Origin of the sequence: Curvibacter delicatus NBRC 14919, from assembly GCF_001592265.1 — a bacterium.
Lineage (GTDB): Bacteria > Pseudomonadota > Gammaproteobacteria > Burkholderiales > Burkholderiaceae_C > Hylemonella > Hylemonella delicata.
Window position 1 is genome coordinate 72,378 of the sequence record NZ_BCWP01000009.1, and the last position, 13,231, is coordinate 85,608.

A 13,231-nucleotide genomic window follows, 5' to 3' on the forward strand; every position below is an offset into this window, starting at 1 on the left:
TGGGGTCAATTCCTGATTTCGCCGTCGCCCAGCACCACGTACTTGAGCGAGGTCAGACCTTCGATACCGACCGGGCCGCGGGCATGGAACTTGTCGGTGCTGATGCCAATCTCCGCCCCCAACCCGTACTCGAACCCATCGGCAAAGCGGGTACTCGCATTCACCATGACGCTGCCGGAGTCGACTTCGCGCAGGAAAGCCTGCGCATGCATGTGGTCACGTGTGATGATGGCGTCGGTATGGTGGCTGCCGTAGTGGTTGATGTGGGCAATCGCCTCCTCCAGCCCGGCCACCACCTTGACGCTGATGATGGGCGCCAGGAATTCCTCGTACCAGTCCTGCTCGGTGGCCTCCTTCAGGTTGGCACCCGGCACATCGGCCAGGATGGCCCGTCCTTCGGCGTCACAGCGCATCTCCACGCCCTTGGCTGCAAAAACCGCACCGATGCGCGGCAGGAAGGCCTTGGCCACACCGCGCGCCACCAGCAGGCTTTCACTGGCGTTGCAGGGGCTGTATTTGTTGGTCTTGGCGTTGTCCGCCACCTTGACCGCCATGTCGATGTCGCACGGATCGTCGACATAGGTGTGGCAGTTGCCGTCCAGGTGCTTGATCACCGGCACCTTGGCATCGCGGCTGATGCGTTCGATCAGCGACTTGCCGCCGCGCGGGATGATCACGTCCACGTACTGCGGCATGGTGATCAGCTGCCCCACCACCTCGCGCTCGGTGGTCTGCACCAGCTGCACGGCGTCGGCCGGCAGGCCGCTCTCCACCAGCGCCTGCTGCACGAGTTTGGCCAGCGCCTTGTTCGATTCGATCGCTTCCGAGCCGCCGCGCAGGATGCAGGCGTTGCCGCTCTTGATGCTCAGACTGGCCGCCTCGATGGTGACGTTGGGTCGGCTCTCGAAGACCATGCCGAAAACGCCGATCGGCACGCGCATCTGGCCGACGCGGATGCCGCTGGGCTGCTGCTTCATGCCGATGATTTCGCCGATCACATCCGGCATGGCCGCCAGTTGCTCGCAGCCCTGCGCCACGGTCTCAATTACCTTGGGCGTCAGGCGCAGGCGGTCCACCATCGGCGCGGCCAGGCCGGCGGCCACGGCACGCTCGATGTCCTGTGCGTTGTCCCGTCCCAGCGATTCGACATTGGCGCGCAGCAGCGCAGCCAGACGCTTAAGCGCTACATTTTTGGTAGCAGCTGACGCTTTGGCCATGAGGGCGGAAGCCGCTTTGGCCTGCATGCCCAGGGTCTGGGTGTATTCGGCAATATTGAGCGCGTTCATGTATTCATTTTCTCACGCCTGCAGTTTTGGCGTGCGCGCCGGCTTGCACCGCGCAATGCTGGCACAGCTGCATCGCCAGCCGGTGCAGCGCCTGCCAGCCATCAGCCGGCCAGTCCGGCTGCTTCAGGCCCTTGACGATACCGTCCACCTGGTGCGCGGCATGCAGCAGATTGGCCAGCGCCGTTTCCGTCAGGCGCGGCAGCACGCGCTCGAACAGGCGCTCCTTGAGGCCCCAGATGCGCTGCTCGCGCAGGGCCATGGGCAAGGGCCGGCCCTGGGTCACGGCGTCCTTGACGCGCTTGAGCGCACGGATGTCTTCGGCCAGTGCGTAGTGCACCAGCACCTCGGCCTCGCCCTCGGCGCGCAGACCGTCGAGCATGCGCTGCACACGCGCCGCCTGCCCAGCCAGCACGGCCTCCGACAGCTTGAAGACGTCATAACGCGCCACGTTGAGCACCGCGCCTTCGACCTGTTCAAACGTCAACTCGCCCGCCGGATGCAGCAGGGCCAGCTTCTGGATTTCCTGGTGCGCTGCCAACAGATTGCCTTCGACCCGGTCGGCAAAAAACTGCAGCGTGCGCTGGCCTTCCTCGCCGGCCACCACACGCTGGCCTTGTGCCGCCAGCCGCTGCGCAATCCATTGCGGCAGGGCATTGCGCTCCACGGGATCGAGCTGCACCGTCACACCAAAACTCTCCAGCGCACCGAACCAGGCGCCGGTCTTGGTCATCTTGTCCAGACGCGGCAGCATGACCAGCGTCAGCGTCGAATCATTGCCTTGTGAGGCTTCCGCCAGCTGCTGCAACGCCACACTGCCATCCTTGCCCGGCTTGCCTGAGGGAATGCGGATCTCGACGATCTGACGCTCGGCAAACAGGCTCAAGGATCCGCCAGCGGCCAGCACCTCGCTCCAGTCGAAATGGGCGCCCGCCACGGTGTGCGAAGTCCGTTCGGTATAACCCTGCGCGCGCGCCGCAGCGCGAATGGCATCGGCCGCCTCCTGCACCAGCAACGGCTCGTCGCCATGCAAGGTGTACAGGCTTTTCAGCCCGCGCTGCAGCTGGGCTTCCAGTTGGTTGGCGGCGACTTGCATTGCTAGCCCCCCACGGGATTGAGACCGGGAAACGCCGTGGAACCGGCTTGGCCGGGCCACTGGCGTTGTCCCCCTCTCGGGGGGAAGGCGCGGCAGCGCCTCAGGGGGGCTTTCATAATTCCTTTACGGCCGCCAAACGCCGCATCAGCTGGTTCACGATGTCGGTCTGCATGCTGCGGTAGAGCAGCGCCTCTTCGGTTTCCTTGGCCAGCACAGCCGACTCGTTGAAGCTGATGTCGCGCTGCTGCACCATTTCGGTATCAGGAATCAATTCCTTGCCTTTCGGCGTGCGCAAGCGGAAACGGAACGTCAGGCGCAGCTGGAACTCGCGCACCTGGCCGGCCGCGTTGGTGCCGACCACGATCTTCTGCCGCAACTCTTGCAGCACATCCAGAATCACATCGGCTTTCTGCTGCTGCAACGCATCGGTGATCAGCTCGACACTGCCCATGGCCGCCAGGTTGCGCTTGAGTTCGCTGCCCAGCACCGAGGTCGGCGCAACACCGGTGTAGATTGATTTGAAGGCAAAGGTGGGCGGCTGCCGCAGCTGAAAGCCGCAGCCCGCCAGCGGAGCAAGCACCCCCAGCGCCACCAGCTGCCCCATGGCGCGACCGAAAGCACGACGACTTGGAACGGCAGCCGTATTCATCTTCAAAGCACCACGTTGACCAGGCGTCCCGGCACCACGATGACGCGCTTGATCGGCGCACCAGCCGCCTGTTTGACCACCGGCTCGCTGGCGACGGCCAAAGCCTCGATCACCTCCTTGCTGGCCCCGGCCGGCACCAGCACCGCACCGCGGTGCTTGCCGTTGATCTGCAGCACGAGTTCGATCTCGTCCTGCTGCAGCGCGCTCTCGTCGGCCTGCGGCCAGGGGGCGTCGAGCAGATCGCCCAGAACACCGGCATAACCGAGCTCGCTCCACAACTGGTGCGTCAGGTGGGGCGTGGCCGGGTAGATGCAACGCAGCAGGATGCCGAAACCTTCGTACAGCGCCATCACGGCACCGGCACTGTCCATGGCCTTGAAGTCTTCCAGCGCATTGAGCAGCTTCATGGCACCGGAGACCACGGTGTTGTACTGCATGCGCTGGTAGTCGTAGTCGATCTGCTTGAGCACGGTGTGGATTTCCAGCCGCAGGGCCTTGGCCTCCTTGCCGAATTCCACATCTTTCAGGCTCTTGGCTCCCGCCACACTGGCGTCAGCCGCTACTGAATCGATAGCAGACAGTTTGACACCGAAATTCCAGACGCGGCGCAGGAAACGGTAGCTGCCTTCCACCGCCGCATCGTTCCACTCCAGCGTGGCCTCCGGCGGCGCCGTGAACATGGTGTACAGGCGCGCGGTATCGGCACCGTACTTCTCGATCAGCTCCTGCGGATCAACGCCGTTGTTCTTGGACTTGGACATGGTGCCCACGCCCTCGTAGTCGATGACCGTGCCCACGGGTAGATCGCCGACGGCGTTCTTCAGCTTGGCTCCGACGATCTTGCCGCCTTCGTCCAGCACATGCTCGACGTCATGCGGCCAGAAATACTCCTTGCCGCCCTTTTCGGTGCGGCGCGAGTAGATGTGGTTGAGCACCATGCCCTGCGTCAGCAGCTTGGTGAAGGGCTCATCGATCTTCACCAGCCCCAGGTCACGCATGACCTTGGTCCAGAAGCGCGCATACAGCAGGTGCAGGATGGCGTGCTCGATGCCGCCGATGTACTGATCCATGCCGCTGCCGCCGGTGGCGGCATGCTGGTCCCGCATCCAGTACGCGGTGCCCTCAGCCACCATCTGTTCCGGATTCTTCGGATCGCAGTAGCGCATGAAATACCAGGACGAATCCACGAAGGTGTCCATGGTGTCGGTCTCGCGCCGTGCCGGCTTGCCGCAGCAGGGGCAGTCCACCTTGAGGAAGGCTTCGCACTTGTTGAGCGGGTTGCCGGAACCGTCCGGCACCAGGTCTTGCGGCAGCACCACCGGCAGGTCTTTTTCGGGCACCGGCACCGGGCCACAGGCCTCGCAGTGGATGATCGGAATCGGCGTGCCCCAGTAGCGCTGGCGCGAAATGCCCCAGTCACGCAGGCGCCAGGTGGTCTTTTTCTCGCCCAGGCCGCGCGTCTGCAAGGCATGCGCCACCGCATTGACCGCCGCCCGGTAGTCCAGGCCACTGAAGCTGTCGGAATTGATGGTGACGCCATTCTGCTTGTCGGCGTACCACTCCTGCCACTGGTGGTAATCGTATGCCTGGCCTGCGACGTCAATCACCTGCCGGATCGGCAGACCGTACTTGAGTGCAAAGGCAAAATCGCGCTCGTCGTGCGCCGGCACGCCCATGACGGCACCGTCGCCGTAGCTCATGAGCACATAGTTGCCAACCCAGACCTCGACCTGCTCGTCGTTGAGCGGGTGTTTGACGTACAGGCCGGTGGGCAAACCCTCTTTTTCCTTCAGCGCCAGCTCGGCCTCGGTGGTGCCACCCTTCTGGCACTCTTCGATGAAGGCGGCGAGTTTCGGATTCGACTTGGCGGCGTGCTGGGCCAGCGGATGCTCCGGCGCCACGGCGCAGAAAGTCACGCCCATGATGGTGTCGGCACGCGTGGTGAAGACATACATCTTGCCGTCGCCGATGCGCTGGCCATCCGCGCCCCGGATGTCGTGCGTGAAGGCAAAACGCACGCCCTCGCTGCGGCCGATCCAGTTCTCCTGCATCAGGCGCACGCGCTCGGGCCAGCCGTTGAGCGTGGCCTTCTCGTTGCCTATCTGCACATGGTCCAGCAGTTCCTGCGCGTAGTCGGTGATCTTCAGGTAATAACCGGGGATCTCGCGCTTTTCCACCAGCGCGCCGGTGCGCCAGCCGCGACCGTCGATCACCTGTTCGTTGGCCAGCACGGTCTGGTCCACCGGGTCCCAGTTGACGACCTGGGTCTTGCGGTAGGCAATGCCCTTCTCCAGCATCTTGAGGAACAGCCACTGGTTCCACTTGTAGTAGGCCGGATCGCAGGTGGCGACCTCACGGCTCCAGTCGATGGCCAGGCCCATGGCCTGCATCTGGCCCTTCATGTAGGCGATGTTCTCGTAGGTCCACTTGGCCGGCGGCACACCGTTCTTCAGCGCCGCGTTCTCGGCCGGCAGGCCGAAGGCGTCCCAGCCCATGGGCATGAGCACGTTGTAGCCGTTCATGCGCAGGTAGCGCGTGAGCATGTCGTTGATGGTGTAGTTGCGCACATGGCCCATGTGCAGCTTGCCGCTGGGATAGGGCAGCATGGAGCAGGCGTAGAACTTCTTCTTGCCGGCCTGTTCGGTGACACGGTAGGCATCGCGCGCCACCCAATGGCTGTGGGCCGCTTTCTCAACGTCGAGATGGTTGTATTTGTCTTGCATTTGGGAGTTCACTTGGGGCGACGCAGACGTCGCAAGCGCCCCATTTTAGGGTTTGGCCACGAAGCCGATGCGGCTCAGGCCGGCTTGGTGGGCGGCATCCAGCACCGACACCACCCGGCCATAGGGCACGGCTTCATCGGCACGCAACTGGACTTCGGCCTGGGCATTCTGACGTGCAATGTCGGCCAGCCGCAACCGCAACGCCTCCAGCGCCAGCGGCTGGTCCTGGAGATAGACCTGGCCGGCTTGGTCAAGTGCGACCTGGACCACCTGCGGCGCCTCCTGCGGCCGGGCCGTCTCGGCTTTTGGCAGGTCCAGCCGCAACGAGCTGGCCAGGAGCGGCGCGGTCAGAATGAAGATCACCACCAGCACCAGCATGACGTCGATCAGCGGCGTCATGTTGATGTCGCTCATGGGCTGCGGCCCGGTAGTGCGTTCAAGGCGACCGAATGCCATGGGTATCAGGCCCCCACGCTTGTCACTTCATGTACTGCGCTGCCCCCAGGCGCAGGTGTGCCCTGCGCTCCGCTGGGGCTAGGGGCCTTCGTGCCTTGAGACGGCCCGGCGGCACTCAACGTCGCTTCCGGACTCTGCGACTGACCGAGCAGCAATTCGCGCAGATCCAGGGCAAAGCCCTCCAGATCGGCCTCGATCTGGCCGATCAGACGGCCCAGCACGTTATAGGCCAGTACGGCCGGAATGGCCACGGCCAGACCGGCGGCCGTCATGATGAGCGCCTCGCCCACCGGGCCGGCAATGCGGTCGATGGTGATCTGGCCGGCACTGGCCATGCCGGTCAGCGCGTGGTAAATGCCCCAGACCGTGCCCAGCAGGCCGACAAAAGGTGCCGTGGAACCTACCGTGGCCAGCAGCACCTGGCCAAACTGCAGGCGGCGCAGCACACCATGCAGGGCATCGCGCAGCACGCGCGTGAGTTGTTGTGAACGCTCGCCGGCGGCAGCCAGCGTGCCGACCGATTGCACCTGCGTGGCCTCGATCAACGGCAGCAACAGGGCTTCACGGTCGAAAGCACCGACTTTCAGCCGCGCCTCTTCCATCGAACCGGCCTGCCAGAACGCTGCCGTGGCCCGCGCCAGATCGCGGCCGGTACGCCGCAACAGCCAGCCCTTCCAGACGATCACCACCCAACTGGCGACCGACATGGCCAGCAGCAGCACGGCCACCAAGCGGGTGATGGCGTCGCCTTGCAGAAAGATCTGCGGGAAACTCATTTGAGGCCCAGCACGTCAAACATGTCGTACAAGCCGGCCTGGCGGCCCGCCAGGAAGCGCACCGCGCGCAGGCTGCCCTGCGCATAGGTGACGCGACTGGACGACTTGTGCGTGACCTCGATGCGCTCGCCGATACCGGCAAACAGCACGGTGTGGTCACCCACGATGTCGCCGCCGCGGATGGTGGCGAAGCCGATGCTGGACGGATCGCGCTCGCCGGTATGGCCGTAGCGTTCGTAGACCGCACAGTCCTTGAGGTCGCGGCCCAGCGCGCCGGCAATCACCTCGCCCATCTTGAGCGCCGTGCCGGAAGGCGCATCAACCTTGTGGCGGTGGTGCGCCTCGATCACCTCGATGTCGTAACCGGTGGACAGGGCCTTGGCCGCCATCTCCAGCAGTTTCAACGTGACGTTCACACCCACGCTCATGTTGGGCGAGAGCATGATGGCGATGTCCTTGGCCGCCGCCGCGATCTCGGCTTTCTGCGTCTCATTGAAACCGGTGGTACCGATCACCATGGCCACGCCCAGCTCACGACAGACCTTGAGGTGCGCCATCGTGCCTTCCGGCCGGGTGAAGTCAATCAGGGTGTGGGCGTTCTGCAAACCGGCCTTGAGGTCAGCCGTGATGGCCACATCGCTGGCAACACCGAGAAAAGCCGTGGCGTCGTTGCCGATGGCCGGGCTGGCGGCCACGTCCAGGGCGCCGGCCAGCACGCAGTCGTCAGCCGCTTGCACGGCCTCGATCAGCATGCGGCCCATGCGGCCGGAGGCGCCAGCGATGGCAATCTTGTGAGGGTTCTGGACAGTCATGATGGCAATGAAGGGGCTTTAACGGGCGGCCGGCTCCAGCGGAGGGTAGCTGGCCGGCAGGGGAGGCAGGGGCTTGGGCTCGGCCGCCTTGGCCGGTGCCGGGAACTTCTGCAGGCTCTCGGGCGTGGCCTCGAGCACCGGCACCTTGGCAGGTGCGCTGTTGCCCTCCAGCGAAGCGGCAAACTCGGCTTCGGACGGCAGGGTGTCATCCGCCTCAAAACGGTCCAGCAGGTCGCCCTTGAAAAACACCGTGACACGACGCGACAAGGGCTCTGAGCCCTGGCGGCGGAAAGTGAACACATAGTCCCAGCGGTCGGCGTGGAACACGCTGGCCAGCAAGGGCGTCCCCAGGATGTCGCGCACCTGGATGCGGCTCATGCCGGGGCGCAGCACCGCCACCTGCTCACGCGTCACCACATTGCCCTGCACCACGCTGACACGGTAGGGTTTGAGGGCTTCGGTCAGGCGGTTGCCCGTCCCGTTGGTGCTGCTGCAAGCGGCCAAGGTGACACAGGCAACGCTAATGGCTAAAACCAGCCCCAGTCGAGGGACGTCGCGGTGAAAATCGGACATGAGTCGAGGTGTAGCGATATGATCGGCCCATTGTAGCGGTTGAGCCTGTCGCCGCAGCCCTACCGTCCGCGCAAGAAAGACCTCCGATGAACAGCATTGAAGAACTCAAAAGCACCGGTCTCAAAGCCACCGTGCCCCGACTCAAGGTGTTGGAAATCTTCCAGAAGGGTGCGCAGCGCCACATGACAGCCGAGGACGTGTTCCGCGTCCTGCTGCAAGACCGCTCGGACGTCGGTCTGGCCACGGTGTACCGGGTGCTGACGCAATTCGAACAGGCCGGCATCCTGACACGCAGCAACTTTGAGGGCGGCAAGGCCGTCTACGAACTCAACGAAGGACAGCACCATGACCACCTGGTCTGCCTGGACTGCGGCAAGGTCGAGGAGTTTTATGACGCCGAGATCGAGCGCCGGCAGAATGACGTCGCCAAGGCCAAGGGATTTACGATTGCAGACCACGCGCTGAGCCTGTACGCCCACTGCACCAAGGACGCCTGCCCGAACCGGGGGAAATAAGGCCCCCGCTTGCAAAGCGGCGTGTCGCCACTGCCCTCAAAGGGATAACCGTCGTCTTGGGGTGACCCGGCGGCGACTGAAGACCGCCAGCGGTCAGCCGGGCTCGCCCATGGCCTTGCGGTGGCGCTCGACGAACTCCTGGTAGGTGTCAATGCCGCGCAATTGCAGAATGGTGTTGCGCACGGCGGCCTCCACCAGCACGGCCAGGTTGCGGCCGGCCACCACCTGGATCACAGCCTTGCGCACCGGAATGCCCAGCACATCCTGCGTCAGCGGTTCATAGGGAATGCGCTCGTAATCGCGCTCCATCGTCTCGCGCCGCACCAGATGCACGATCAGCTTGAGGCGGATCTTGCGCCGCACGGCGGTCTCGCCAAAAATGGCCTTGATGTCGAGCAGGCCGATGCCGCGCACTTCCAGCAGGTTCTGCAGCAGGTCCGGGCAACGCCCTTCGATCGTGGATTCGTTGATGCGGAACAGGTCGACCGCATCGTCAGCCACCAGGCCGTTGCCGCGCGAAATCAGCTCCAGGCCGAGTTCGCTCTTGCCCAGGCCCGATTCGCCCGTGATCAGAACACCCAGCCCCAGGATATCCATCAGCACGCCGTGGATCGAGGTCCGTTCGGCAAAGTGCTTGGACAGGTAGCTGCGCAACAGGTCATTCACATAGGCCGACGAGGCCGCCGTGGCAAACAAGGGGATTTCCGCCTGCTCGCACATGGCCAGCAAGGCCGGCGGCGGCGTCTGGCCGTCGGCCAGCACCAGGGCCGGCGGCTCCAATGTCACGATCCGCGAAATCCTGCGCTCGCAGTCGTCCTTGGTGGCATTCGTCAGGTAGGCGACCTCGCGCTCCCCCAGGACCTGCACGCGGTAAGGATGGATGTAATTGAGATAACCCACCAAGTCGGCGCCCGAGCGGGCGGCGCGCACGGCCACCTCGTCAAAACGGCGTTCGGAGGCGCCGAGACCGGCAACCCACTCCCACTTCAGCCGGCTGCGAAACTCCTCAAACAGAACTTCGGCGCTGACAACGGTGGGCCTCACGTGAACGATTCCGGCTCAGGAGGTCAGTTGGGCCGACTGCCAGGCGGCAATCAGCTCGTGCAGCTCTTCGGCGCTGGCACTGGCAACGAGCTGGGCCCGCAAAGGAGCATCGCTGAGCAGCTCGGCAATTTCGGACAGGATTTCAAGGTGCTTTTGCGTTGCTGCCTCCGGCACCAGCAGAAAGATCAGCAGACTGACCGGCAGCTCATCCGGTGCATCGAAGCCGATGGGCTGGGCCAGCTGCAAGACGGCGGCCATCGGCGCCTTCAGGCCCTTGATGCGCCCGTGCGGGATCGCCACACCGTGGCCCAGACCTGTCGAACCCAGGCGTTCGCGCGCAAACAGGCTGTCCGTCACCAGGGCGCGGCTGAGGCCATGCAAGTTCTCGAACAGCAGCCCCACTTCTTCGAAGGCTCTTTTCTTGCTGGTGGCGTCGACATGCACCAGCACTTGCGAAACGGGCAGGATGGACGAAAGACGGTTCATGATGGTCGGGACGCCAGATTATGCACACAAAAAAGCCGCGGGGGTAAGCCGCGGCTCGGGAGCTTGCAGGCAAGCTCGGACTACATCATGCGCTTGGACGCCTCATGGTGGTGGTCCTGCAGGCGGTCCTTGTGCCGCACCACCTGGCGATCGAGCTTGTCGACCAGTTCGTCCACCGCCGCGTACAGGTCCTCATGGGAACTTTCCGCAAACAGGTCATTGCCTTTCACGTGGATATTGCATTCGGCGCGCTGCCGTCGTTCCTTCTCCTTTTGCTTTTCAACCGTCAACAGCACCTTGACATCGACAACCTGGTCAAAGTGCCGGGTAATTCGATCAAGCTTGGTCGTGACATAACTGCGCAGGGCAGGGGTGACTTCGAGGTGATGACCGCTGATCGTCAAGTTCATGAGTAGCCTCCTGTTGCTCTCGGGATTGAACAGTTGTCAGCAGGGCCAAGCCCGTCAACGACATCAGGCTTGCACGCTGCAGACGGTTTCACTATGCGCCGGGGTGGGGGGAAAAGCAATCCCCTTTTCTTGAGAAAAACAAGGTTTTTCCCTCTCTGAACACGTGCATTTCCCCCGTGTCGCCGAAGGACTTGCCAGCGACCCCGACATGCCGGCACAATGCTTGAGTTCGGTGCACTGCCGTCCTCCCTGGCGGCCCCGCTTCACACGCGCCCAGCCCCTTTTTCCCAGACACTCACCCACCCCGCTGAACTTGTTGCGCGCGCCTGACGTGGCGATCGTTTTTTCACCCAGGCAAGGCATTGCCGATGCGATAATCCGGCCATCGAAATTTCGGAGAACGCTCCTTGGAAACCTGCCCTAGTCGGTAGCTTTCAACTCCCTCATCCGCATCAGGGGTTGAAAGCGAAACCCCGAACCCCCGTCAGATGCAACACCACCGAGGGAGTGAGCCATGCTCAACATCTTTACGCTTGCCAATGGCCGACTCTTCCAGGAAGAGATCGAGTCCCTGGAAGAACTCTCCAGATTCCAGCCGATCTGGGTGGACCTGGAGTCGCCCACCGTCGAGGAAAAACGCTGGGTCAAACAGTACTACGGCCTGTCCATTCCGGAAGACGCGATGGACGAGGACATCGAGGAATCCGCCCGCTTCTATGAAGAGGACAACGGCGAACTGCACATCCGCAGCGACTTCCTGGTGGCCGACGAGGACGAACCACGCACGGTGCGCGTGGCCTTCATCCTGAACCAGCACAACACCGAACTCAAGAGCCGCGGCGTGCTGTTTTCCATCCACGACGAGGATGTGCCGGTGTTCCGCCTGCTGCGCATGCGCGCACGCCGCGCCCCGGGCCTGATCGAGGACGCCAAGGAAGTGCTGCTCAAGCTGTTCGACGCCGATGCCGAGTACTCGGCCGACACGTTGGAAGGCATCTACGACCAGCTGGAAAAAGCCGGCCGGCAAGTGCTGTCGGGCGACGTGACCGACGCCCTGGCCGGCGAAGTGCTGGGCGCCATCGCGCGGCAGGAAGACCTGAACGGGCGCATCCGCCGCAACGTGATGGACACGCGCCGTGCTGTCAGCTTCATGATGCGCAGCAAGATGCTCAACGGCGAGCAGTTCGAGGAGGCGCGCCAGATCCTGCGCGACATCGACTCGCTCGACTCGCACACCGCCTTCCTGTTCGACAAGATCAACTTCCTGATGGACGCCACCGTCGGTTTCATCAACATCAACCAGAACAAGATCATCAAGATCTTCTCGGTGGCCAGCGTGGCACTGCTGCCGCCGACGCTGATCGCCAGCCTCTACGGCATGAACTTCCAGTACATGCCTGAGCTGTCGCAGAAATGGGGCTACCCCTATGCGTTGGCGCTGATGGTGGCCAGTGCACTGGTGCCGATGTGGTACTTCCGCAAGCGCGGCTGGTTGAAGTGAAACACCCCCGTTGACAGCTCACTGCGTGTAGCTGTCCTCCCCCCTCAAGGGGGCAACGCCCCTGGCCCGGCGAAGCCGGTTCCACGGCGTTTCCTGGTTAAGACACACTCTCCGGCAAAGCTCACGGCTCAGCGAGCATCCGGCAACTGGCGCACGAACTCATCGATGATGGCCAGGGCGTAGCGGCTGGCCACCTCCGTCACAAACTTCGGGAAGTCGACGTGCGCGCTGTCGTCGGCGCGGTCGGAGATGGTGCGCATGGCGGCGAAGGGGATGCCGTAGTCGTGGCAGACCTGAGCCACGGCGGCGCCTTCCATTTCCACCGCCAGCGGTGGATGGCCAGCGTCCGACAGGTCGGCATGCAGCCGACGTGCCTCCTCGGCGGCGGAGACGAAGCGGTCGCCGCTGGCGATCAGGCCGTGGTGCACGGCCCGTTCGCTTCGCCCAGACTCAACGTCGAACTGGCCTTCCAGCCTCACCAATCCTGCGCGAGCCGCTCCTGAAAGCAGAGCAGACAGCGCGATGTCACAGGCAAAGCGTTCGCGGCCATAGAGCGGGATCTGGTAGCGCGGAAAGATCGGCGAGGCATCCATGTCGTGCTGCACGAACTCGGTCGCCACCACCACGTCGCCCACCTGCACATCGGGACCGACGCCGCCGGCCACGCCGGTGAACACCAGGCGCTGTGCGCCGAAGGCTTCGATCAAGGTGGTGGCGGTGGTGGCTGCGGCCACCTTGCCGATGCGCGACAGGGCCAGCACCACCGGCTGGCCATGCAGTTCGCCCTGCCAGAACTCACGCCCGGCGCGTGTGACGCACCGGGGCTGATGCAGCAGGTCCAGCAAGCCCTGCTGCTCCTCGGCCAGCGCGCTGAGGATGGCCGTGGTTTGTGACGGCACGGCCATGA

14 protein-coding genes are annotated in these 13,231 nt (G+C 63.9%); 2 read left to right on the forward strand and 12 right to left on the reverse strand.

The window, feature by feature from the left end:
• Window positions 1-5: 5 nt before the first annotated feature.
• From CDE01S_RS06360 to CDE01S_RS06395, 8 genes are all read right to left on the reverse strand, one after another.
• Complete coding sequence (locus CDE01S_RS06360) at window positions 6-1,286, reverse strand: glutamate-5-semialdehyde dehydrogenase (protein ID WP_066705089.1); 1,281 nt, start codon at window positions 1,284-1,286, stop codon at window positions 6-8.
• A gap of 4 nt (window positions 1,287-1,290) precedes the next feature.
• Window positions 1,291-2,379, reverse strand: a complete 1,089-nt coding sequence (gene holA / locus CDE01S_RS06365) for a DNA polymerase III subunit delta (RefSeq protein WP_066705091.1) — start codon at window positions 2,377-2,379, stop codon at window positions 1,291-1,293.
• Between the two features lie 112 nt (window positions 2,380-2,491).
• Entirely contained in the window at window positions 2,492-3,028 is a 537-nt protein-coding gene (locus tag CDE01S_RS06370) for an LPS-assembly lipoprotein LptE (protein WP_245636120.1), read from the reverse strand.
• 2 nt (window positions 3,029-3,030) lie between these two features.
• On the reverse strand, window positions 3,031-5,751 hold the full coding sequence (gene leuS, locus CDE01S_RS06375) for a leucine--tRNA ligase (RefSeq protein WP_066705095.1): 2,721 nt from the start codon (window positions 5,749-5,751) through the stop codon (window positions 3,031-3,033).
• A 45-nt stretch (window positions 5,752-5,796) separates the two neighbouring features.
• A complete protein-coding gene (locus CDE01S_RS06380) occupies window positions 5,797-6,207 on the reverse strand; it encodes an ExbD/TolR family protein (RefSeq protein WP_066705097.1) in 411 nt (136 codons plus the stop codon).
• 5 nt (window positions 6,208-6,212) lie between these two features.
• Window positions 6,213-6,983, reverse strand: a complete 771-nt coding sequence (locus CDE01S_RS06385) for a MotA/TolQ/ExbB proton channel family protein (protein WP_084382775.1) — start codon at window positions 6,981-6,983, stop codon at window positions 6,213-6,215.
• On the reverse strand, window positions 6,980-7,795 hold the full coding sequence (gene dapB / locus CDE01S_RS06390; RefSeq protein WP_066705098.1) for a 4-hydroxy-tetrahydrodipicolinate reductase: 816 nt from the start codon (window positions 7,793-7,795) through the stop codon (window positions 6,980-6,982). The genes CDE01S_RS06385 and dapB overlap by 4 nt, the downstream gene beginning before the upstream one ends.
• 18 nt (window positions 7,796-7,813) lie before the next feature.
• A complete protein-coding gene (locus tag CDE01S_RS06395; protein WP_066705100.1) occupies window positions 7,814-8,368 on the reverse strand; it encodes an outer membrane protein assembly factor BamE in 555 nt (184 codons plus the stop codon).
• An 86-nt stretch (window positions 8,369-8,454) separates the two neighbouring features.
• Between CDE01S_RS06395 and fur the strand changes: the two genes are divergently transcribed.
• Complete coding sequence (gene fur / locus CDE01S_RS06400; RefSeq protein WP_066705102.1) at window positions 8,455-8,883, forward strand: ferric iron uptake transcriptional regulator; 429 nt, start codon at window positions 8,455-8,457, stop codon at window positions 8,881-8,883.
• A gap of 93 nt (window positions 8,884-8,976) precedes the next feature.
• On the opposite strand, the gene hprK is transcribed toward fur, so the two are convergent.
• The 3 genes from hprK to hpf form a co-directional block, all read right to left on the reverse strand.
• Complete coding sequence (gene hprK, locus CDE01S_RS06405) at window positions 8,977-9,927, reverse strand: HPr(Ser) kinase/phosphatase (protein WP_066705103.1); 951 nt, start codon at window positions 9,925-9,927, stop codon at window positions 8,977-8,979.
• A gap of 15 nt (window positions 9,928-9,942) precedes the next feature.
• On the reverse strand, window positions 9,943-10,413 hold the full coding sequence (locus CDE01S_RS06410) for a PTS sugar transporter subunit IIA (protein WP_066705105.1): 471 nt from the start codon (window positions 10,411-10,413) through the stop codon (window positions 9,943-9,945).
• Window positions 10,414-10,493: 80 nt separating this feature from the next.
• Window positions 10,494-10,823, reverse strand: a complete 330-nt coding sequence (hpf, locus tag CDE01S_RS06415) for a ribosome hibernation-promoting factor, HPF/YfiA family (RefSeq protein ID WP_066705107.1) — start codon at window positions 10,821-10,823, stop codon at window positions 10,494-10,496.
• Between the two features lie 514 nt (window positions 10,824-11,337).
• Here hpf and corA point away from each other — a divergent pair.
• Window positions 11,338-12,324, forward strand: a complete 987-nt coding sequence (corA, locus tag CDE01S_RS06420; protein ID WP_066705109.1) for a magnesium/cobalt transporter CorA — start codon at window positions 11,338-11,340, stop codon at window positions 12,322-12,324.
• Window positions 12,325-12,452: 128 nt separating this feature from the next.
• Here corA and CDE01S_RS06425 read toward each other — a convergent pair whose 3' ends face one another.
• Window positions 12,453-13,229, reverse strand: a complete 777-nt coding sequence (locus CDE01S_RS06425) for a 5'-methylthioadenosine/adenosylhomocysteine nucleosidase (RefSeq protein WP_066705110.1) — start codon at window positions 13,227-13,229, stop codon at window positions 12,453-12,455.
• Between the last annotated feature and the right edge of the window lie 2 nt (window positions 13,230-13,231).

Coding starts and splice junctions, on each gene's coding strand:
- CDE01S_RS06360 (WP_066705089.1), bottom strand. CDS start 1,286: ATGAACGCGCTCAATATTGCCGAATACACCCAGACCCTGGGCATGCAG.
- hpf (WP_066705107.1), bottom strand. CDS start 10,823: ATGAACTTGACGATCAGCGGTCATCACCTCGAAGTCACCCCTGCCCTG.
- CDE01S_RS06370 (WP_245636120.1), bottom strand. CDS start 3,028: ATGAATACGGCTGCCGTTCCAAGTCGTCGTGCTTTCGGTCGCGCCATG.
- dapB (WP_066705098.1), bottom strand. CDS start 7,795: ATGACTGTCCAGAACCCTCACAAGATTGCCATCGCTGGCGCCTCCGGC.
- leuS (WP_066705095.1), bottom strand. CDS start 5,751: ATGCAAGACAAATACAACCATCTCGACGTTGAGAAAGCGGCCCACAGC.
- holA (WP_066705091.1), bottom strand. CDS start 2,379: ATGCAAGTCGCCGCCAACCAACTGGAAGCCCAGCTGCAGCGCGGGCTG.
- CDE01S_RS06410 (WP_066705105.1), bottom strand. CDS start 10,413: ATGAACCGTCTTTCGTCCATCCTGCCCGTTTCGCAAGTGCTGGTGCAT.
- fur (WP_066705102.1), top strand. CDS start 8,455: ATGAACAGCATTGAAGAACTCAAAAGCACCGGTCTCAAAGCCACCGTG.
- corA (WP_066705109.1), top strand. CDS start 11,338: ATGCTCAACATCTTTACGCTTGCCAATGGCCGACTCTTCCAGGAAGAG.
- CDE01S_RS06425 (WP_066705110.1), bottom strand. CDS start 13,229: ATGGCCGTGCCGTCACAAACCACGGCCATCCTCAGCGCGCTGGCCGAG.
- CDE01S_RS06395 (WP_066705100.1), bottom strand. CDS start 8,368: ATGTCCGATTTTCACCGCGACGTCCCTCGACTGGGGCTGGTTTTAGCC.
- CDE01S_RS06380 (WP_066705097.1), bottom strand. CDS start 6,207: ATGGCATTCGGTCGCCTTGAACGCACTACCGGGCCGCAGCCCATGAGC.
- CDE01S_RS06385 (WP_084382775.1), bottom strand. CDS start 6,983: ATGAGTTTCCCGCAGATCTTTCTGCAAGGCGACGCCATCACCCGCTTG.